Raw genomic sequence first — 21,671 nt, 5'->3', positions numbered from 1 at the left:
CACATCCTTCCATTGACATGTTTGACGTGACCGAAGACTGTTTGGCAGTTGGAGGGATAGGCCTTGATCGTCTGGCCGAGCGGGTCGGAAGCACACCTTTCTTCGCCTATGATCGCCGATTGATCACTGCACGGGTCGGGTATCTTCGTTCGGTTCTGCCGAAGGAGGTTCGGCTGAGCTATGCCATCAAGGCCAATCCAATGCCAGCGGTGGTCCAGCATCTGTCGGGCCTTGTCGATTCACTCGATGTTGCTTCCGCCTACGAAATGAAGACAGCCCTGGATACGACAGTGCCTGCCTCCAGCATCAGTTTTGCCGGGCCCGGCAAAACGTCGGCTGAACTGATCCAGGCGGTTGCCGCTGGTGTAACGATCGAGATGGAATCGGGAACTGAGGCTTTGCGTATTGTCGAAGCCGGAAATCGCCTTGGTATCCGACCGAGGGTGGCGTTGAGGGTGAACCCGAATTTCCAAGTCAAGGGATCCGGGATGAAGATGGGTGGTGGCCCACAGCAGTTTGGCGTTGATGCCGAAGAGGTGCCGTCACTCCTTGAAAAGCTTGCGGGCGCAGATCTGGAGTTTCTCGGGTTTCACGTGTTCGCGGGATCGCAAAATCTTCACGCAGATATTCTCTGCGAAGCTTTCTCCCGCAACGTCGAACTGCTGCTGGATCTTTCCGGGAAGTACGGACACGTCGTTCGCTACCTCAATCTCGGTGGTGGTTTCGGAATTCCGTATTTTGAGAAAGATCGCCCTCTCGATCTCGTTCCTGTCGGAAAAAGGCTTGGCGAGCTGGTTGAGAGCGCGATTCTGCCTGTATTGCCCGATGCGAAAGTCGTCATCGAACTCGGTCGGTACCTCGTCGGTGAATCTGGCGTCTATGTAACGAAAGTGGTCGAACGGAAGGTATCACGCGGACGGGTCTATCTGGTGGTTGACGGAGGTCTTCATCATCAACTGGCCGCATCAGGCAATTTTGGTCAGGTGATCCGGCGCAACTATCCAATCGCCATCGGCAACAAGATGAATGCGCCCGAGCTGGAGACCGTATCTGTGGTCGGATGCCTTTGCACGCCCCTGGATCTGCTGGGTGACAATGTTTGTTTGCCACGTGCAGAGGCGGGCGATCTCGTCGTTGTCTTCCAGGCCGGCGCATACGGCCTGACTGCCAGTCCAACAGCATTTTTGGGGCATCCAATGCCGCTGGAGGTGCTCGTTTGAAACCTCGTCATCAATACTGCTATCGTTGTGAGGCACCATGAATTCTTCAACATTTGAATCCGTCAAGGATGTCATCGCCGAAACCCTCGAAATCGAGGACAAGGGTCGCATCGCCGACCCCTCAACCCCACTGTTCGGGAGTCTCCCCGAACTTGATTCATTTGCCGTGCTGAGCCTGATGGCGGCCATTGAATCTCGATTTGGAATTCAAATCGATGACGACAACTTCAGCGCCGAACTATTCGAAACCGTGGGATCGCTGGCATCATTCGTGGACCTGCACCGGTCGAAAACCGATGCCCCTCTCGGCTAGAAAATTCAGGAAACAAAGCATCCAAGGCGGTAACTGGCGCGATGACTGTCGGCAAGTTTGAAAGTGGAAAGCGGAGGAGCCGAACATGACGGTGCTCGCGGGAAATGTTTTCGATCAACTGGATCCTGGCGAAACTCGGCCAAGCGTGGTCGTTGTCATCGTAACTTTCAACAGTGCCAGCGCCTTGCCGGCGCTACTGGATTCCCTTGTCGGCGGTCTTGAAGGTGTGGATTACTTTGAAGTCATTGTCGTCGACAATAATTCTCGGGATGGCTCGGCAGAAATCGCTGAAGCACATCCGGTCCGCCCCACAGTTATCCGCACGGGCCGAAATGCTGGCTACGCGGCAGCGATCAATATTGCCTCAAGCAAAGCGGCAACCGCATCCCATCTTCTGATCTTAAATCCCGACCTTCGGCTCTATCCGGGTGCGGTCAAACCGCTCATTGAGCGGGGAACAACCTCAAAGGTTGGGGTCGTCGTTCCACTCAATTATAAAGAAGACGGGTCGGTCGACCCGACCTTAAGACGCGAGCCCTCGATTATCACCGCGTGGGCGGATGCTATTTTAGGGGGCAGGCTGGCTGCGCGTCTTGGGGTCGGTGAAATCATAGGTGAGCGCCGCCATTACGATCAACGCAGGCCCGTCCAATGGGCAACAGGATCGGCTCTGCTCGTAACGACCGAGGCTCGGAAAGCTGTCGGTGCATGGGACGAGTCGTTTTTTCTCTATAGCGAAGAAGTGGAATATCAGCGCAGGATCCGCGAAGCAGGATTTGAGATCGTCTTTGAGCCGCGCTCGAAGGTGATGCATGCGAGTGGGGGAAGCGGTGCCGGCCCTCGGCTCTTTGCACTGCTGACAGCCAACAGAATTCGCTATTACCGTCGCCACCATGGGGCGCTGCAAACCTCAATATTCAAATTGGGCGTGATTATCGAACATGCCGTCAGATTGTGGCGTGGCGCGTCACATCGTGCAGCGCTGGTGAGCGCGCTGACGCCAGGTCGATCAGCTGCCGCGTTTGTTGAAAGTACACGGGGTTAGCATGGCGAGGGAAGGGGAATACCGCATCATCAACTTCCATGGGATTGGAGAACCGCGACGTGAACTTGAGCCCGGCGAAGCCGATTATTGGCTCAGTCGAGATCGCTTTCTGACGATCATTGATAGCATTGCATCCCATCCCCAACGGGAAAGCGTATCAATCACCTTCGACGACGGTAACGCCTCTGATCTTCTGATCGCCGCACCTGAATTGCGACGGCGTGGTCTTCGCGCAGAGTTTTTCATATTGACCGGTCGCATCGGGCACCCGGGATCCCTTGCCTCTGACGACATCGAGGCACTTACGGCCATGGGGATGCGCATAGGAAGCCACGGCGTTGATCACAAAGACTGGACCAAGATTCCAACTCCCGCGCTTAGACACGAGCTTGAAGCATCACGCACGCGGCTACAGGAGATTTGCGGGGTTGATGTTCAGTCCGCCTCCTTGCCCTTTGGCTGGTATAATAGCGCCGTTCTCTTGGAAATAAGACGAGCCGGATACATCGCGGCTTATTCAAGCAGTGGAGGCAATGCAGCCCCCGGCAGTTTTCTGAAACCACGGACTTCCATTCGATTTGACACGACCGATGCCACCCTCGCTCGCATTCTCACAGGTCAGATGCCGATCTGGCGAAGCGTTCGTAGCGAGGTTCGGGCGCGCTTCCGAATATAGGTGGAGATCTTAGAATGGCAAAGCTGTTACTGGTCGCGCCTACGTGTAATGGGGAAGATGTGGGGGAGGCCTCCATCGCATACCAATGGGCGCAGCGGCTTGGCGAGCGCCACGAGGTCACATTGCTCACGTATCACAAGATTGGAGCCAGACCCGCCTCGCAACAACTGAGGAATGTCAACGTCATCGAGTGGCGTGAGCCGCCGCTGCTCGGACGGGCGGAGCGGTTGAATAGCATCGTTAAACCCGGGTATATCCCATTCTATTTTCGGGCACGACGTTGGATTAGAAAAGCGCTCTCCGAAGGCAAACACTTCGATTTGGCGCATCAACCTGTTCCCGTCGCGATGCGCTACCCGTCTCCAGCGGCAAACCTTGGTCTGCCACTGGTGATAGGTCCTGTAGGAGGGGGGCTATCGTCCCCGCCAGGATTTGAAGCGGATGAACGATCAGCCCCATGGTTCATGAGTCTACGTCGTCTGGACACATATCGTCAAAAATTCGATCCCATCCTGCGCGGGTCGTTTCAGAGTGCAGATTGTGTCCTCGGAATTGCCGACTACGTAAGGGATCAGCTCTCCAATATCCCATTGAAGCGGTTTGAAGTAATGGGTGACAATGCCCTTGACGCCATTCCGGCTCTCATTCGACGACAACCGCGGTCGGGTTCGGTTAAGCTGCTCTACGTCGGTCGTCTCGTTCGAACAAAGGGCGCTCGAGACCTCATTCGGGCAATGACATCTCTTCTCGATTTGCCAGTTGAACTGGACATCGTGGGTGATGGACCAGATCGTACTGAATGCGAGAGACTGATAGCAGAATTCGGACTAGAACATCGCGTTCACCTTTATGGTTGGGTGGCGAAGGAAACCGTTTCGAAATTTTACCGACAGGCTGATGTGTTTGTCTTTCCTAGCTATCGGGAGCCCGGCGGGAGGGTTGTTCTGGAAGCTATGGCGTATTCGCTGCCGCTGATTATTGTTGATCGCGGCGGGCCGGCAAGCGCTACAACCGAAAATTGCGCAATAAAGCTCGCAGTCTCGACACCCGACGTGCTGGCCAATGATATCTCCGTTGCCGCGCGGCGACTTGTCACTAGTCCCGAGTTGCGCGGACAGATGGGAGCAGCCGCTCATGCTCATGCCATGGAGACTGCGCTATGGTCCGCCAAACTCGAGCGGATGAACGAGATCTTTGCTGAACTGATCAACAGAGATCGGAAATTCAGATGATGTGGCATCACGTCTATCGTCGCATTGGGATTAGGTTGGTTCCCATCTCAACATTCCGAGCGCGAACCGGGGCGACGATCCAAACGCTCGAACGTCGTACTCACCTTGCATGTCAATGGTCCCGTAAATGCCACAGCGTTTTTTGGCGGAGCCCTAAAACATGAACGCGGTTACACGTTCGCAACCAGGTGATGCACGGCTGGTACCTCGCACCCTTAAGGAGGCGGATGATGCACGTCGTTCAGGCATACGCGGCACAAAGCGTGACAAGGCACTACTTCCTCCAGAGGCGAAACAGGAACGGCTGGCCTGGCCGTTAAAACTCTTTCTGATTGGACTTATGGTTCCGTGGGCAATTCCGATTGGGCCGCTCGCACTCTCTGTTTATAGAATAGTCCTGCTCATAGCCGTTATTCCATGCCTTTTGGCCTGGCTACGGGGCCGGGCCGGCCCCAAAAGACTCGCCGACTTTGGCTTCCTCCTGTTTTGCTCATGGGCGGCAATTGCCTTCTTTGTCGTTCAAGGCGTTGAAGAGTCGATCGAGCCAGCCGGCATCCTCTTCATTGAAACAATGGGAGCATACATGTTGGCGCGCGTGTGTATTCGTACACCGCAGGATTTTAGTCGTATGGTGCTGTTTGTCGCCAAGGCGATAGTTTGCATGATGCCATTCGCGATTTATGAATGGTTGACCGGGACAAACTTGATCCTTCTCATGTTTGGGACGGTGTACAAGACCGAGACAATCGTTGTCATGCCACCAAGAATGGGCCTCTGGCGCGTGCAGGGCCCATTTAGCCATACGATCCTGTTTGGAACCTTCTGTGGAAGCATGCTTGCACTTGCAGGCATGGCAACTATCGGCAGGCTCTCGCCCAAGGCGCGCGTCATACTCGCTGGCCTGGTTGGGTTTACCGCTCTGTTGTCAATGTCTTCGGCGCCCATCGGCGGCCTCTTGTTTCAACTGATGTTGCTGATGTGGAACAAGACCCTGGGCGGATTTGCTGGCCGATGGAAGCTACTGTGGGCGATCGTGTTTGCAGGATATCTCCTCATTGAGTTTGGCTCAAACCAGACACCCGTCCAGTTCTATATTTCCCACTTCACCTTTGAGCAGCAGACAGGCTGGTACCGAATCTGGATTTTTGACTACGGCTCTGCATCGGTAGCAAATCATCCGTTGTTCGGAATTGGGCTGGGTGATTGGGAGCGACCCGTCTGGATGCCGGAGAGCAGCGTCGATAATTTTTGGCTGCTAATGGCGATGCGCCATGGCCTACCAGCTTTTTTGCTGATGACGTTATCGTGGCTTCATATCTGGTTTTCGGTCGCGAAGCACAAGAGTCTCGACCCCACGGTCGACGCTTGCCGGATCGCCTATTTGATTTGTATGACAACGTTTGTGTTTGTTGGATCAACCGTGCATTTCTGGGGAGCTGTTTACGCTTGGTTTTTCTTCCTTGGTGGATCCGGCGTCTGGATCTTGGATACAACGAGGCCGACGTTGAGCTCCAAATACAGGAGGTTCCAGGGGCGGGAACCTTGATGAAGCCTCGGACCCCACGCAAACTCGAAGAGGGATATCTGTACAGGGGGCACCAGACATCCAGCCAGGGGGCGCCTGGGTGAAATGCGACCGGACGCCAATCGCGCTCGAGCCTGGCGATAAGATACAGAAGTCGGTTCCATCGCAGTAGGCAAAGGGAGTGATAGTGCCCAGCCGCAGTCATAGGAAGGTCCACAATAGTGCGCATTTCCTTATTCGTTGGCCAAGAACAAGTGGGACACCCAAAAGACTGCCTTTAATCGCGTGGTCGCGCTGACTGACTGGTGGTCTAACTCTTCTGAAGCAGTCTCTTAACTCCATTGGACGACAGTGACGCGCTTACTAGACAATGCGTGATTGGATAGACTGACAAACACTTCGGTCCAATGCACATCGATACGCTGAAGAAAGCTAGGGGATGATAGATGCAGTTAGAATCTGATCAACTCGCCGGTCAGTTCGTTCTTGCAAGCGAACCTATACCTCGCTTCCTCAACTGGGATCACTGTGAGCTAGGCTCTCTCCACCTTGCCCTGGCGCCGGGCGCCAAATCTGTGCCCGTTGTCGATGCCGAAGGAAATCAACTAGGGGTGCTCCTTGGAACTCCGATTGATCTAGCACAACGTCGTGTGATCGCGGATAGTTACAGCATTTCTGAAAAGCTTGAGGACGTGGATGACGTCGACGATTTTATTGAAACGCACATCTACAGCCTGGCAGGCAGTTTTCTTTTCATATTGTCCACGCCGACGAAGAGGCGGGTCTATCTCGACGCAAACGGGACGATGTCGCTTGTCTATGATGCGCAGGCTCGGCTGGCGGGCGCGACCGCTGCAGCGCTATTGAGTGAGGATCAATATCGGCAACGGTTTCGAGCGAAGCTTTACAAGTCGCTCGATGTTGAAAATGCTGGCTGGTTTACCGGTGACCTGACAGCTCATGCCGGTGTTAATCGCCTGCTTTGCAACCACTATCTTGACCTCGACACGTGGACGGCGAACCGTCACTGGCCCGCGTCGCCTATTACAGTCTCGCTTGATCCGACCTCAACCTGCACAAGGATTTTCGAGCGGGTGGGACAGACAATAGAGATCCTTGCTCGCACCGGAAAGACCAGTGTGGCTTTGACCGCGGGAAGCGATTCCCGCTTGTTGCTCTCCTGCTGCAAAAACCTCCTGAGGGAAGTCTCCTTTGTGACGGTAAAAGCTCCAAATGCCGACGTTGACACCAACTGCGCGAAGCGTCTCGCTCTCAAGTTCAAACTGGCCCATGAGACATTGGCTTACTGCGAAGCCACACACGAACAGGCGGAGCTGTGGCGGCTCAGGGCTGGCCACTGTGTTGGCGGAAACAACGTCAAGATGCACCCGAGCGTGCGTGCGCTGGAAGGCCGCTATTTTGTCGGTGGCCTCGGCGGTGAAGTGGGCCGCGGCTTTCTTTGGCTGAACGCGAAACCGGACACGGTCATCGACGCAAAAGGCCTAGTGAGCCGCCTGAAGCTACCGCAGAGCGATGAGATATTGCAGTCTGTTGAGGACTGGATCAGACCCATATCGCATTTTGATGCACTGACGATACTGGACCTTGCCTATATCGAATTGCGAATGAGTTCCTGGGGATTTTGCGACACTTACGTCAAACCCAACCAGTGCGAATTACATCCGATGATATCGAGGGCCAACTACGTGGATATGCTTTCACTGCCGCCTGACTTAAGGCGAAAGGGTGAGATCTACTTTCGGCAGATAGAACGCACGTGGAAGGAAATTTCCGAGATACCGATCAATAAGTACGGCAACTATCGGGACGTGATTGCGCCAGCCCTCGCGGTCGTTAGAAATCCGAAACGAGCATATCGGAAAGCGCTGCAAATTATGGCAGCTTCACGCTAGAGGCGACAGGGGTTTGCCTGAACAGCTCCGGACGTTTCGCCAAGCGGATTTTCCGCCGCGATTAAAGCTGTCACCACCGGTGTCGGTCAGCGCGTTGAGTTAAGCCTGAGCCAGCACTCTGCCTGGTTGGCCCTGTGTGACCGGCACATCGCTTGCGGCGCAAGATCGGCTATCCACCTTGGCGCTGATCGGCTCCGAGCTCCAGCTAGTCCGTGTCCGCTTCCTCGGTTACCCGCATCAAAGCACGTCTTCCGGTCTTTGAAACCAGCCGCTCCTTCAACATGCGATGATAGGCGATGGCTTTTACCGCAAAACGGCTAGGTAGTTGGACACCCCTCGGAAGTATTCAAGATCCTCATAGTAGGACTCAATCTTGGACAGTCGACCGCCAGGCGTAATCCTGCTCAGGCTGTAGCCGTATCCCGTCAGGAAATCCCAGAAACTTCGGAAGAACGTGCCGGAATAGATATTTGCGGAACCGAATTCGAAAGCGATTGCCCGAACCGCGCCCCTCGAAATGAGGTCGGAAGCGCCTTTCAGGACAGCGAGCTCATGCCCTTCCACGTCAATCTTCATATAATCGATCTTGGAAATTGAGTTTTCGGCTGCAAAGTCGTCAAGCTTGAGGATTGGCACCTCGATGCTGCCCACCTGATCAGCAAAATAGCTCTCCTTCCGTTGGTAGATCGACGCGCTACCCGCTCCTTCGATCGAGAAATGGAACGTCACCGTGCCCTTCTCATTGCCAACGGCGCTAGACACTAAAACGCATCCATCGGCCGCTAGCGGGGCCAACTCACGCTGGCAAGACGGCTGAGGCTCAAACATGTATATTTTGAGTGGCTGCTTGTAGGCGTGGCGGATTTCCGTCGTCCACGTGCCCATGTTTGCCCCCACGTCGAAAACAACTGCGCCGGGGGAAAGGAATGGCAGGGCGACCTTCGTTTCGGCGCCAGCGTCCCAACCCGTGCCGGCCCCCTTGCCTTGCAGTATTGCAACGCTCGTCTCGAGTAGAGAGAGAGCCAATTGAGCGGGCCTTGGGCTGAAGGCAGGTCCGATTGTCGGAAATATCTTTTTGGCAAGCGTCCTAGACCAGCCTAGCTTATGTACTTCCATTAAATCACCCTCCAGTTATTGGCGAAGACTAACAGGTGTTTTCGTTTTTGCTATTCAAAAATAGCATTTATTCTTGTCTATCGCTTGCTTATAAAAAGACGTGACTTGCGTTCGCACTCCGTTGGTAAACTGGCATCCATGATGCGCCACGCGGCATCGCTTCAAATGCTAGCCACGTACCAAAATTGCCTCCCGAAAGGTTGCCCCCAATCTCCGCAGCAACGTCGGTACGCGAGCCACAATCGGGATTCACTTCATAGAACCACTGGATCAAAACTGAATAAAACTCGGGCGAGCTACTTTTTCCGATTCCGCGTTGATCGGACCTGCTCTTGCTGCCAGGAAATTCAGTGACGGCTCAGCCTCAGGCGGTACCTGTTAATCACGGCCCGTGCAGCGGGAAATATTCTGCAGGATCAGTGAATAAAGTAGGCTCATATTTAGGGCGCGCTCCCTCATTGACGAAACTGGCCTGAACGCGCGGTAGAGTGTTCTTGCTAGAAATTCGAAACGAAGCATGTCAGTCTTGACGTATATAGCAACAGCCAAGCATTCGTTGCGGCTTTTCAATACGCTGTTTCCGGCAGGATTGTTATAGGACATGCCCGCGCCGGATATCTTCGCGATGTATTTCCTTTCGAAGTTGATGGCCCAATTCGACCAGTCCTGGTCTTCCGCTGAAAAAACCTCCGGACGGAAAGAGCGCTGTCTTAGATGACGCGTCTTGTAAAGGGCGCATGTATTCCAAACTCCGTTGAAACCCGAAAAGTTCTTCGGGCCAATCAGATCAAATCTCATATTCTGTGCAAATTCCTGGACGAAATAGGCAGCTGCAATATCGTCATTTTCTTCGAGCGTCGCGAGGGCGTATTCCAGCGCTTGGCTATTCGCTATGGAAGTGTGGGAGCTCACTACCATTGTATAGGGAGTCTCGATGTGGGCAATTCCCTCATTCAGAGATTCCGAATAGTTGAATTTCTTTGCCCGGTAATGATGAATGATCGAATTCTTGGGGGCGATCTCTAGCGTACCGTCGGTCGATCCAGAGTCGACGAAGACATACTGGCTGGGAGGAACTGATTGCTGCGCAAGCGATAACAAGGTCGATGCGAGCGTCCTCTTAGAATTAAAAGTTCTGATTAACGCTGTATAGTTTGGGGAACTCATCGCGCGACCACTTCGATCTTTGGGCAGGCACTGATGCAAGAGGAGATCGCATTGGTCCGCTCGCCTTCGATAAGGGTCGTGTGAAGAAAAGACAGAGCCGTTCTCGGCAACACGGAATGAACGTACGAACATGCCTTCGTTTTCGGTGGTCCACTGATCCAGCAGGTCGGGGCGTCGCACGAAAAATCTCGACCGGCGGTCAATCTTTCATTGACGGCGATTGCTTCGACGTGTGCGAAGAATCTTGACGAGTTCCACCTGCCTGTGAATCGGTCGTTCGATAGAGCAATGATATGAGTGACGGCAGCGTAGACCGACGTTCCTGCTAAGCCGCCCTGATAATGGAGCAGTCCTTGAAGCAACTGCCCAACTTCAAAGAGCTCCACTCCAATTGCGATCGAAGGGGCGGGAAACATGCGCATCTCCGTTCTGGTGAGCTGAGTTCTACTGCAGTTTCGACGACGGATACAGATTGCCGTTTGGATTAGAAATCGTTCTGGCGTACCTCCAAATGATCATGGATCAGCCCCTTGATTCAAGTATTCATTTAAATAGTGTAAAGTATATGATTGAGGTTTGGAGTACAGCGCATGGCGACAGTTCAGGTGCTCATCCCGTGCTATAATTACGCGAGATATCTTGAACAGTGCGTCTCCAGTGCGCTTAGCCAAGAGGGGGTGTTCGTCAACGTCCTGATTATTGACGACTGCTCCACCGACAACACCCCTCAAGTCTGCCAGAAGCTTGCATCAGGGGATTCGCGCATCCGCTTCATTCGTCATGAAACCAACCGCGGGCACATTGCGACCTACAATGAGGGTATCGGACAGATTGAGGGCGATTATTTTGTACTCCTTTCGGCGGATGATTGTCTGACTCCCGGATCACTTCGCCGCGCCACGTCTCTAATGGACGCAAACCCGAATGTGGGTATGACATATGGTCAGGCGATATCCTTTTTCACCGACCACCCGCCCAAGGCGCGCACGACAATGACGGGAATATCGCTCTGGACTGGGGAGCAGTGGATCCGACAGGTGTGCCGCTCTGGTAAAAATTTCCTCATTTGTCCGGAGGCAGTCGTCCGATCGAGTGTTCAAAGGCAGATCGGCGGATACGATCCAGCGCTTCCGCATTCTGGTGACATGGAGATGTGGCTGCGCATCGCCGCAGTGTCCGATATTGGCCGCGTAAACGGAGTTGACCAGGCCTTCTACCGTGTTCACGAACAAAGCATGCAAAGAACCGTACACGCTGGCTTTCTCGTCGACTTAGTCGGTCGGCGGGAGGCCTTTCAATCTGTCTTCCGCAAGGAGGGCGCTGGCCTGTCCGCTAGCGAGGAACTTCATGAGTTGGCCAGGCAGGCACTGGCATTCACTGCGGTTCGTTACGCTCGACAGGTCTGCGACCTCTCATGCGACGATCCGGTGCCTGTCAGTGATTACTGCGACTTTGCTGCGTCGGTCTTCCCCCCAATTGTCAACACCCGCGCTTATCACGCCCTTCTTGCAGCCGCGGGCAGCGAGCGAAATGCCTTACGACGATCAACAGCTCGCTGGAACGCTCGCCTTCGTCGACTGATCGAAGTCGAGATCTTTAATCGAGTCGAGTATCATTGGTCACGACGGACTGGTGTATATTTTTCACGATGTGGCTTCTTAGGTGGATAGCTCCATGATGTGTGCCAAGCCGTGAGATGAATTCGAGCTGCCGGAGAGGGTTTTAGACCTCACGATCCGGCCAGTCTTTCCTGACGCTCCGGGGTCGTTGCGACGCTGGGATCTTAGTCTGCGCAATTGACCCGCAGTTCCCTTGGGAGCGTGATTTCCGCAAAATGAAGACCGGCTTTTGCGCCGGCCCGTTAACAGCAGGAGTCAACTCGCGGCTCGACGTGGGGCATTGCGCAGCGCCTTGCGCAGCGCACTATCCACCGCCGAGCCTGCGATGTCCCAGGACATTGCAGCCACACTTTCAGCAGCACGCCAGGATGCAGCGTGAAAGCCAGGCATGGTAACGATACTCTCCATTGCATCGGCCAACGCATGTGGAAGAAGTGAGGCATATCTGACGTGCGAATTATCCAGAACCAAGCGGTTGTGGTCGGCGTCGTTCACAACCGGGATGCAGCCGCATGCAAGCATTTCATGAGGCACGAGCGAGACATTGGTCAATGATAGACTGAGCCCTGCAAAGCACTTGTTGTAAATCTGGTTGAGCTTGTCCGGAGAGACGAGGCCGTGATTGATAAACTGGAATGGAAGGCTCCCCATAGACTGGCCGAAAAGGTGCAGTTCGATGTCAGGCCGTCTGGCGGCAAACAACTCGAGCGCTAGCAGGCCGATCTCAACCGCGCGGCGCGGCGTGCCCGACCTGGCATAGAATGCAACACCGGAGCGTCGTGAAGTGGCATCAAAGCGATAGCGAGCCGTATCGCTTCCGAACGGGAACCAATCGGTTTCCATTGCGAACTCTCGCGCGAGCTTCTCGGAGAGCCAGCGACCTGCAGTAATGCCGTGAAATCCCATCCTGTAGGTTGTTTCCGCCAGGGCGCTATTCGTCCCCACAGGGTAGAACGAAGGCTCATAGTCCTGAATGAAATAGAAGCGCTTGCCGGCGCAAGAAGCGTTGAATGCTGCGTAGGCAGTGGGCCAGCAGGTTGCTATGACGCCATGAGCGTCCTTCATGCCAAGACTGATATCTTCAATGTCGCAAGTCAGATCATAGTCGGACCGTGCGACGTGCTGGTAGTATTTGCCGTCACCGCCATAGGGGTCATAGAAATATACCCGGTTTCGGTAGCCCGCTGTTTGAAGATATTTGAGGGTGCGGAATATGGTCGTATGACCGCCCGATCCAGGTCCGGCGGGACCGACGATCCAGTTTAACTCGATAGGCTCTCCATCGATCAGAACTGGAATGGTAGGGCTTGGTGGCTTCGACAGGTCGGCCTTCAGGACGTCAGATGGAAAAACATGCCATAAGAATGTCTTGGGGTGAATTGCATCCGATAGCTTGGTTCTTATTTTGTTTGTGAGCGCCTTCAGGCCCCCATCCAAAATAATGCGTTTGATCTGACGCCTGAAGCGGCCGAGTTGCTTGTGCGTCGTTGACACGTTCGCAGCAGCAAACGTCAGGAAGCTGCTGGTCGGAAATTTCTTTGATTTAAGAGACAATCGCGCAGTCCCCATGCCCAATGCGGTTTCACTTTCGCCAGCGACGACCGTGAGAAGCCTCATTGCCCGTCTGTGCTCGGTCGTACGCGGAAATTCTAGAATATTCTATTAAATACTTTGCTGCCCGATGTAAAATTCTCAAACTGAACTCAACATACTACTTTTGATTAACCGAATACCGATTTTTGTTTTCTTTACTCCAAGGATAAAAGAAGACTTCTTTGTCTTCAGGAATTGTTCAGTGGGGGCGCGTTTATGCTCGACGTAATTGACAATCCGCTGGGATCAAGCGGCTGCTGCGCGGGGCGGATGGGATGATCGCACAAAGCGTAAAGCTGGGCGACGACGTGGTGATCCACCATCCCGATCTCGTGAACCTTTACGGCTGCTCGATCGGTCGGGGCTCACGTATCGGAACGTTTGTCGAGATCCAGAAGAATGCGTCGATCGCTGAAAACTGCAAAATCTCCAGTCACACTTTCATATGCGAGGGTGTGACAATCGAAGATGGTGTTTTCGTCGGTCACGGGGTGATGTTCACCAACGACCTCCATCCACGTGCCGTCAACCTTGATGGTTCCCTCCAGTCCGACGCGGACTGGTCGGTCGTGCCGACACTCGTCAAGCGCTACGCCTCGATCGGCAGCAACGCCACCATTGTCGCAGGCATAACCATTGGCGAAGGCGCGCAGATTGGTGCGGGCGCGGTCGTCACCAAAGACGTGCCTGCCTACGCAATTGTTGCTGGCGTGCCGGCAAGAATCATCGGCCGCGCAAAGGATGCGCCAGTCGAAGTCATTTCATCCGGGAGAGTAAGATGATCGGAGTTGCCGTCGTCGGTTATGGGTATTGGGGCCCCAACCTGGTCCGAAATCTTGCCGAAACGCCCGGTGCAAAACTTGTCTGGGTATGCGATCTCAAGAAGGATCGCCTTGCAGGTGTCCAGCTGCGCTACCCAACCGTCCAAATCACAGATGATTTCGACGAGGTGCTGCGTGATCCCCGTGTTGACGCCGTCGCAATCGCGACGCCTGTGTCGGCCCACTACATGCTGGCGATGAAAGCGCTCATGGCCGGCAAGCACGTGTTTGTCGAAAAGCCCATGGCTTCGAACTCCGAAGAAGCTCGCCGGATGGTCGACGAGGCCGCGCGGCGCCGGCTCATTCTCGCGGTTGACCACACCTTCATTCATACAGGTGCGGTCCGCAAGATGCGGGAGATTATCGAGAATGGCCTCGGAGACATCTATTACTACGACTCCGTTCGCGTGAATCTCGGCCTCTTCCAGCATGATGTCAGCGTCATCTGGGATCTCGCCGTCCACGATTTGTCGATCATGGACTACGTGCTGCCGGAAAAGCCGGTGGCGGTCTCGGCAACGGGCATGGGCCATGTTGCCGGTGAGCCCGAAAACATCGCCTATCTGACGCTCTTTTTCGAGAGCAAGCTAATCGCCCACATCCACGTCAACTGGCTGGCACCGGTCAAGGTGCGCCGTACGCTGATCGGCGGCAGCAGCAAGATGATCGTCTACGACGATCTGGAGCCGAGCGAGAAGATCAAGGTCTATGACAAGGGCATCACTCTCAACGGCAATCCGCAGGCCGACGGCAAGAAGGTCCACGACATGCGCGTCGGCTACCGCACCGGCGATATGTACGCGCCACAACTTGATATGACGGAAGCGCTTGGACGTGAGCTCAAGCAGTTTGTCGATTGTGTCGTGACAAACGGCCAGCCGATCGCCGACGGTCATGCGGGGCTTCGCGTGGTGCGCATTCTCGAGGCTGCCACCCAGTCGCTCGCCCAGCGCGGACGTGTCATCGAACTCGAGCCCGCGAGGCTGATTGCATGATCCCCCTTCTCGACCTCAAGGCTCAGTACGCCGCCATCAGAAGCGAGGTTGAGCCCGCAGTACTGCGCGTGCTGGCGTCGGGCCACTATGTCCTTGGCGAGGAAGTCGCTCGCTTCGAAGAGGAGTTCGCGGCCTATTGCGATGCCAGGCATGCGATCGCCGTCAACACCGGCACAAGCGCTTTGCATCTTGCCTTGCTCGCCGCCGGCGTCGGCCCGGGCGACGAGGTCATTACCGTTTCCTTCAGCTTCGTCGCGACCGCATCCGCGGTCTGCTATACTGGCGCGCGCCCGGTCTTCGTTGATGTCGAACCGGTAACCTTCACAATGGATCCGGCCAAGCTCGAAGCATCGATAACGCCTCGGACCAAGGCCATAATGCCGGTCCATCTCTATGGGCAGATGGCCGACATGGACGCCATCAAGGCCATCGCTGACAAGTATGGGATTCCTGTCATCGAAGACGCCTGCCAGGCACATGGCGCAGAATACAAGCAACGCCGTGCGGGAAGTATCGGCGTGTCGGGCTGTTTCAGCTTCTACCCCGGCAAGAACCTCGGGGCCTGTGGCGAGGGCGGCATCGTCGTCACCAACGATGATGAGCACGCCAAGACGATCAGGATGCTGCGGGACTGGGGCCAGGAGCAGCGCTATCACCATGCGCTGAAGGGCTACAACTATCGCATGGATGAGATCCAGGGTGCGATCTTGCGCATCAAACTTCGGCATCTCGAGACCTGGACCGAAGCACGTCGGGTTCGTGCCGATCGCTACTCCAGCCTCTTCGCCGATTCGCGCTCGGTGAGCGCCCCTGTTGCGATGATGGATCGGCGCCATGTCTACCATGTCTACGCCGTACGCTCGCACGACCGTGAGCATCTCCAGCATTCGTTGCGGTCGGCTGGCATTCATACCGGCCTGCATTATCCGATCCCGATCCACCTTCAAAAGGCGCATGCTGACCTTGGCTATCGTGCCGGAGATTTCCCGATCTCGGAGGCCGCAGCACGTGAGGTGCTCTCGCTGCCGATCTATCCGGAGCTGACATTGACGCAAGTCGATCAGATTGCAGCTGCTGTGGAGCAGGAAGCCTATGTCAGCTGACCCCTTAACCGGCGTGCGTCTTGTCCTGGCCGTGCATGGGCGTCAGCAAACCTCCGTGGATCCTGATTATGCCGTTCATCTGGCCGAGGAACTGACCCGATCCTATGGGACCGCGGGCCTCGTCGAACTCTACGCGCGCTTTGCGACGGGCGACGGATTCGTCGACAGTTTCATGCGCAAGACAATCTGGAGAAGCCTGGCACGCACCTGTGGCGACGGCTTGCAAGTCGGTAGCGGAGCCGGTTTCAAGCACCCGGAAACCTTCGAAATCGGCAATGGCGTGTTTATCGGCGCTCAAGCCTACATTCAGGGCAGATTCGACGGAACTTGTCGGATCGGAAACAACGTCTGGATCGGCCCGCAGGCCTATTTTGATGCCCGCGACCTCGTGCTTGAGGATCATGTCGGATGGGGGCCGGGCGCTAAGGTCCTCGGTTCAAGCCATACTGCACTGCCGGTCGACATGCCGATCATCCGCACCGACCTGGAAATCAAGCCGGTCCGCGTCGAAGCATGGGCAGACATCGGCACCAATGCCACCATTCTTCCCGGCGTGACCGTCGGCAAGGGTGCAATTGTCGGCGCTGGCGCCGTGGTTGTTGACGACGTCGCTCCCTTCTCAGTTGTTGCCGGCGTTCCTGCAAAATTCCTCCGCTGGCGAGCGGATCAGGATTCAAGCGGACCAAATTCGGAGTGTTAGAGTATGAAGAACAAGCGGATCTTGATCACCGGTGGCGCCGGTCTCATCGGCTCGCATATTGCCGATCTCGTCGCCCGCGAGGACCCCAGGGAAATCGTGGTCCTGGACAATTTCGTCCGAGGCAGGCGTGAGAACCTTGTTGACGCCATCGATCGGGCTCGGGTGACGATTGTCGAGGGCGATATCAGGGACCGTGCGCTTCTCAAGGACGTCAGCCAAGGCATCGATGTCGTCTTCCACCAGGCGGCCATCCGCATCACGCAATGCGCCGAGGAGCCGCGGCTTGCTTTTGATGTTCTGGCAGGCGGAACGTTCGACGTCCTCGAAGCGGCCGTGCAGGCTGGGGTTTCCAAAGTTGTGGCGGCGTCTTCTGCCTCGGTCCTGGGGCTGGCCGACACCTTCCCGACCACCGAGGAACATCACCCTTACAACAATCGGACCATTTACGGCGCTGCCAAAGCCTTCAACGAAGGCCTGCTGCGCAGCTTTGCGGAAATGTACGGCCTTCGTTACGTCGCGCTTCGCTACTTCAACGTCTACGGTCCGCGCATGGATGTCTACGGCGCCTACACGGAAGTTCTGATCCGCTGGATGGAGCGAATTGCCAGCGGCCTACCGCCGATCATCCTCGGTGATGGCATGCAAACGATGGATTTCGTGCACGTGCACGACATCGCGCGGGCCAACCTGCTTGCCGCGAAGTCCGATGTCACCGACGAGGTCTTCAACGTCGCAAGCGGCAGCGAGACGAGCCTCCGCGAACTTGCCGCCCTCTTGACCAAGGTCATGGGCTCTTCGCTGGAACCGCAATTCGGGCCGGCGCGGAAGGTCAATGCCGTGCCGCGGCGTCTCGCCTCAACTGCCAAGGCAGAGAAGCTTCTAGGCTTCAGCGCAAAGGTGACAATGGAAGAAGGCCTGCGCGATCTCGTAGAGTGGTGGCGCCAGGAAAAGAGCTTGAACGCAGGAGAGGCAGCATGAGCCAGATCCCGGTTGCCAAGCCTGTTCTCGACGAACAGGAGGTCGAGGCGGTCCGTCGCGTCATTTTGTCCGGCTGGGTCACGCAAGGGCCCGAGGTGGCCGCGTTCGAGGAAGAGTTCGCCGATTTTGTCGGCGCCCGGCACGCATGTGCCGTATCCAATTGCACGACTGCGCTTCACCTTGCCCTAAAGGCGGTCGGCGTCGAGGCTGGCGATGAAGTCGTCACCGTCAGCCACACCTTCATCGCAACCGCAAATGCGATCCGCTACTGTGGGGCCGTGCCCGTTTTCGTCGATATCGAAAAAGATGGCTACAATATCGATCCCGACTTGATCGAAGCGGCCATCACGCCCCGAACAAAGGCCATCATTTGCGTCCATCAGCTCGGAATGCCCTGCGACCTGCATCGCGTCGTTACGATCGCGGCCCGTCATTCCATCCCGGTGATCGAGGATGCCGCTTGCGCAACTGGTAGCGAAATTCTCTGGAAGGGTCGATGGGAAAAGATCGGCAAGCCTCATGGCGATATCGCCTGCTTCTCCTTTCACCCGCGCAAGGTGGTGACGACCGGCGACGGCGGTATGCTGACAACGGCCAACCCGGAATATGATCGAAAGTTCCGCTTGTGGCGGCAACACGGTATGAGTGTGACGGATGCAGTACGCCACGGCTCGAAGCAGGTCATTTTCGAATCCTATCCCGAGTTGGGTTACAACTACCGCATGACCGACATGCAGGCGGCGGTCGGGCGTGAACAACTGAAGCGACTTCCGACGATCATTGCACTGCGACGCGAGCTCGCGGATCAATACGGGCAGGGACTTCGTTCTACGGCAAGTGTCATGCTGCCCATTGAGCCTGCTTGGGCACGCAGCAATTGGCAGAGCTTCTGCCTGAGATTGGCCACGGATCTTGATCAGCGAGACGTTATGCAGGAGTTGCTTGATCGAGGCGTGTCGACGAGACGCGGGATCATGAACATCCACCTTGAGGGCGCCTATTGTGAACCGGGTTCACATCGCGTCTCGGTGAGTTTGCGGCGAAGTGTTGAAGCACAGCAACATTCGATCATTTTGCCGCTCTTTGCGCAGATGGAAACAAGCGATTTGATTTGGGTCGTGGATGCAGTCAAGTCGACTGTCCACAGACATCAATTGGCAATCGAGCAGGCAGTAGGTTGATTTTCCCGGGCTGGGCTCAGATTGCAAATCTCTGGCCAAGAAACGCGTGCCAAGTACCTAAGATCAAAAATACATAAGGGTGCAGTTGGCCGAAAGGCTAACTTGCCGCGATAAGGAAACCCACGAAGATTGGCCCTTCAGGAGACCCGGCATTGTACGGAGATCGGACATGGCGCCTAACTTTGAGTTCTCTTGGCATCCTGGCATCGGCGATCCGACCGCCGGGGGTTGGATTACTGTCGTTTTGTACCTCCTTGCCGCCGGCAGCTGCTGGATGACCGTCCGGGTTCTCCGTCGACAAGATCCCAAAGACAAAGCCGATGCCCGTGTCTGGCGCAATATCTCTGTTCTCTTTTTCCTTCTCGGGATAAACAAGCAATTAGACCTTCAGTCTGGCCTGACCGAGCTTGGCCGTATGGTCGCCTACTCAGGCGGGTGGTATGAACACCGCCAGACAGTACAGATCTATTTCATCGCTGGCATTACCGCCGTATGCCTGGCGATCTTACCAGTTTTGATTTTCGGGCTCAGGAAAGCCCCATTTCAAACGTGGATGGCGGTAGCTGGTTCGACGTTTGTGCTCGGTTACGTATTAATTCGAGCCGCGTCGTTTCATCATATGGACAGCTTCCTTAGGACCCGCCTCCTGGGCCTCAAATGGTACTGGATCCTGGAAATGGCTGGGATCGTGATCGTGTTGATCGCCAGCGAGTGGCGGCGAGCAAAGGCCTTTCAGCAAGTTGGCGAGCGCGTCGTCAATTAGCATCTCGGCCGGTTCAGCGCCGACACTCAAAACTGGAATTCGACCTATGTGACCACATCCCCGTCGGCAGAATCCATTGCGCAGGGGAAGAGGCAGAAGCCTCAAAGCCACTATTGTTTTATATCTTCGCGTCCCGATACCAGGCCGAGGCCGCTTGCAGATCATAATACCCCGTTGGAGATTGGAACGGGCCCATATGTGTTTCAAATTCGACACATGTTTAAGAGTGGCCGGATCAGACGTGGCAACGCGTGTTCTGGGACCAGATCAGCGAGATTTCTCAGGGAGTGGAGGCCAGCCAGGGCCGCAATTGCCAATCCAAGAGTCGTTGCCTGCCACAGCGGCAAGAGCTGGAGGGCGCCAAACAGAAGCGCCGAGATCGCAAGATAGGCGTTGATCAGATTGCGATTAACCGGTGACCAGCGAAAATCGGTGAAGTGGCGCGCGATAAAGTACATCAGAACACTGTGCCAAACGTAGAGGCCGAAAAACGCAAGGCCCGCACCTGCGGCGCCGAACTTTTGAACACAGAGCCAAGCAAGTCCAACTTGAACGACGGCAGCAGCAATCTCCGACCAGAAGAATATGGATTTTACGCCCTTGGCGAGCACGATGAACCCCATCGGCCAAGCCACGATTCTCAGCATCATGCCGAGGCAAATCCAGCGGAGAATCTCAACAGCTCCCTGAAATTCCGAGGAGTAGAGTAGCGCCATGAATGCCGGAGCAAGGGTCATCGTCGCGATCAGACCAGGGCCCGCCAGCAGGATGCTGATTTCAGTCTGCTCGTTGACCAGTCGGTTGCACTCCGCGTTGTCTTCCGAAACGGCCGTGAGCCTGGGATAAAAGTCCGTGCCCATTGCCTGCAGGATGAAGCCTGCATAAAGCCCTCCCAATGACCAGGCTGCCTGGTACAGGCCGGCCGCGTGCAATCCGCTCTCCGACGACACAATAAGGCGAATTGCGTAGGTGCTCCCCATGCTCAGGAACGCGCTCGCCATGAACACAAGGCCAAGCTTGCACAAGTCGCTGGCTTCCAGCAGCGCCCTTCGTAAAGAAAGCGAAGGGCGTGGTAGGTGAATTCGTCGGCTGAACCACCATGAGGCAACGAAGTTGACAAAGGCTGCCACCACCAGAGAAATCGCGATTCCGGTTTCTCCGAGGCAGTAAATGATCGGCACTCCCACGATCACGCTGAACAGGCCTGCGAGGACACCGATCCAAGCAATGCTGGAAATGTCACGCATTCCCTGAAGCAGCGCAGTTCTCGCTCCGGCGGCAACCTGAAAGAATACCGCCAGCGACAGCGCCATTACACCCAATGTGTGTCGGCTATCTCCGAATGTAAACTGAGCGACAGGCGCGGCCAATACGAACAACAGCGTCGTGCCAATGATGCCCAAGAGGAGGGAAACGCGGCGAAGCACCGCCACGACCTCGGATACACGGGCAGTATCTTCCGTATTGACGGCAGCGATCTGCCGCACCCCACTCGCGTTGATGCCAAGGCCGGCGACAGTCTGGGACATGTCCACGATCGAGTTGTAAAGAGCAATCATTCCAATGCCTTCGGGCCCCAGAAGCAGGGCCATGGCCTTGTTGCGAAGGATTGAAAACATCACATTTATGATAGACGAGCCTCCGATAAGCGTCGTCGACTTAATTATCTGTGTATAGCTCTTGCTAACGTCACTGCGGGGAGGCGTCATTG

19 protein-coding genes are annotated in these 21,671 nt (G+C 55.6%); 15 read left to right on the top strand and 4 right to left on the bottom strand.

Annotation, left to right across the window (positions count from 1 at the left end; translation table 11 throughout):
• Window positions 1-17: 17 nt before the first annotated feature.
• From IB248_RS00440 to IB248_RS00410, 7 genes are all read left to right on the top strand, one after another.
• Window positions 18-1,220, top strand: a complete 1,203-nt coding sequence (locus tag IB248_RS00440; RefSeq protein WP_018856733.1) for a pyridoxal-dependent decarboxylase, exosortase A system-associated — start codon at window positions 18-20, stop codon at window positions 1,218-1,220.
• A gap of 37 nt (window positions 1,221-1,257) precedes the next feature.
• Window positions 1,258-1,533, top strand: coding sequence for an acyl carrier protein (locus tag IB248_RS00435; RefSeq protein WP_018856734.1), 276 nt, complete (start codon window positions 1,258-1,260; stop codon window positions 1,531-1,533).
• Window positions 1,534-1,618: 85 nt separating this feature from the next.
• A complete protein-coding gene (locus IB248_RS00430) occupies window positions 1,619-2,578 on the top strand; it encodes a glycosyltransferase family 2 protein (protein WP_192239967.1) in 960 nt (319 codons plus the stop codon).
• A 1-nt stretch (window position 2,579) separates the two neighbouring features.
• The gene (locus tag IB248_RS00425; protein ID WP_192239966.1) at window positions 2,580-3,254 is read left to right on the top strand and encodes a polysaccharide deacetylase family protein; all 675 of its coding nucleotides are present in this window, start codon (window positions 2,580-2,582) and stop codon (window positions 3,252-3,254) included.
• 14 nt (window positions 3,255-3,268) lie between these two features.
• The gene (locus tag IB248_RS00420) at window positions 3,269-4,486 is read left to right on the top strand and encodes a glycosyltransferase (RefSeq protein WP_018856737.1); all 1,218 of its coding nucleotides are present in this window, start codon (window positions 3,269-3,271) and stop codon (window positions 4,484-4,486) included.
• A 160-nt stretch (window positions 4,487-4,646) separates the two neighbouring features.
• Window positions 4,647-6,032: a polymerase gene (locus IB248_RS00415; protein WP_192239965.1), complete on the top strand. Its 1,386-nt coding sequence runs from the start codon at window positions 4,647-4,649 to the stop codon at window positions 6,030-6,032.
• Between the two features lie 425 nt (window positions 6,033-6,457).
• Entirely contained in the window at window positions 6,458-7,924 is a 1,467-nt protein-coding gene (locus IB248_RS00410; RefSeq protein WP_192239964.1) for a hypothetical protein, read from the top strand.
• A gap of 303 nt (window positions 7,925-8,227) precedes the next feature.
• Here IB248_RS00410 and IB248_RS00405 read toward each other — a convergent pair whose 3' ends face one another.
• Complete coding sequence (locus IB248_RS00405) at window positions 8,228-9,040, bottom strand: FkbM family methyltransferase (RefSeq protein WP_018856740.1); 813 nt, start codon at window positions 9,038-9,040, stop codon at window positions 8,228-8,230.
• A gap of 378 nt (window positions 9,041-9,418) precedes the next feature.
• Complete coding sequence (locus IB248_RS00400) at window positions 9,419-10,387, bottom strand: glycosyltransferase family A protein (protein ID WP_083929849.1); 969 nt, start codon at window positions 10,385-10,387, stop codon at window positions 9,419-9,421.
• A 410-nt stretch (window positions 10,388-10,797) separates the two neighbouring features.
• On the opposite strand from IB248_RS00400, the gene IB248_RS00395 reads away from it, so the two are divergent.
• On the top strand, window positions 10,798-11,877 hold the full coding sequence (locus tag IB248_RS00395; protein ID WP_192239962.1) for a glycosyltransferase family A protein: 1,080 nt from the start codon (window positions 10,798-10,800) through the stop codon (window positions 11,875-11,877).
• Between the two features lie 204 nt (window positions 11,878-12,081).
• Here the strand turns inward: IB248_RS00395 and IB248_RS00390 are convergent, their stop codons facing one another.
• Entirely contained in the window at window positions 12,082-13,443 is a 1,362-nt protein-coding gene (locus IB248_RS00390) for a glycosyltransferase family 1 protein (RefSeq protein ID WP_246779173.1), read from the bottom strand.
• 251 nt (window positions 13,444-13,694) lie between these two features.
• Here IB248_RS00390 and IB248_RS00385 point away from each other — a divergent pair, with 251 nt between their 5' ends.
• The 7 genes from IB248_RS00385 to IB248_RS00355 all read left to right on the top strand — a co-directional run bounded on the left by IB248_RS00385 (window position 13,695) and on the right by IB248_RS00355 (window position 19,960).
• Window positions 13,695-14,201: an acyltransferase gene (locus IB248_RS00385; RefSeq protein WP_018856745.1), complete on the top strand. Its 507-nt coding sequence runs from the start codon at window positions 13,695-13,697 to the stop codon at window positions 14,199-14,201.
• Window positions 14,198-15,235, top strand: coding sequence for a Gfo/Idh/MocA family oxidoreductase (locus IB248_RS00380; protein ID WP_018856746.1), 1,038 nt, complete (start codon window positions 14,198-14,200; stop codon window positions 15,233-15,235). Before IB248_RS00385 ends, IB248_RS00380 begins: the two co-directional genes overlap by 4 nt.
• Complete coding sequence (locus IB248_RS00375) at window positions 15,232-16,338, top strand: DegT/DnrJ/EryC1/StrS family aminotransferase (RefSeq protein ID WP_018856747.1); 1,107 nt, start codon at window positions 15,232-15,234, stop codon at window positions 16,336-16,338. Before IB248_RS00380 ends, IB248_RS00375 begins: the two co-directional genes overlap by 4 nt.
• A complete protein-coding gene (locus IB248_RS00370) occupies window positions 16,328-17,038 on the top strand; it encodes an acyltransferase (RefSeq protein WP_018856748.1) in 711 nt (236 codons plus the stop codon). The genes IB248_RS00375 and IB248_RS00370 overlap by 11 nt, the downstream gene beginning before the upstream one ends.
• Window positions 17,039-17,041: 3 nt before the next feature.
• Window positions 17,042-18,016 (top strand): SDR family NAD(P)-dependent oxidoreductase, encoded by a 975-nt coding sequence (locus IB248_RS00365; protein ID WP_192239961.1) that lies wholly within the window; start codon window positions 17,042-17,044, stop codon window positions 18,014-18,016.
• Entirely contained in the window at window positions 18,013-19,197 is a 1,185-nt protein-coding gene (locus tag IB248_RS00360) for a DegT/DnrJ/EryC1/StrS family aminotransferase (protein WP_192239960.1), read from the top strand. The genes IB248_RS00365 and IB248_RS00360 overlap by 4 nt, the downstream gene beginning before the upstream one ends.
• Before the next feature lie 169 nt (window positions 19,198-19,366).
• Window positions 19,367-19,960: a hypothetical protein gene (locus IB248_RS00355; RefSeq protein ID WP_192239959.1), complete on the top strand. Its 594-nt coding sequence runs from the start codon at window positions 19,367-19,369 to the stop codon at window positions 19,958-19,960.
• A gap of 203 nt (window positions 19,961-20,163) precedes the next feature.
• Here IB248_RS00355 and IB248_RS00350 read toward each other — a convergent pair whose 3' ends face one another.
• Window positions 20,164-21,669: an O-antigen translocase gene (locus tag IB248_RS00350; protein ID WP_192239958.1), complete on the bottom strand. Its 1,506-nt coding sequence runs from the start codon at window positions 21,667-21,669 to the stop codon at window positions 20,164-20,166.
• Window positions 21,670-21,671 lie beyond the last annotated feature (2 nt).

It is taken from the genome of Rhizobium sp. RHZ01 (assembly GCF_014851595.1).
GTDB classification, from domain to species: Bacteria; Pseudomonadota; Alphaproteobacteria; order Rhizobiales; family Rhizobiaceae; genus Rhizobium; species Rhizobium altiplani.
Note: the sequence above shows the minus strand (reverse complement) of the source record. Positions and strands in the feature narration are given on the sequence as shown.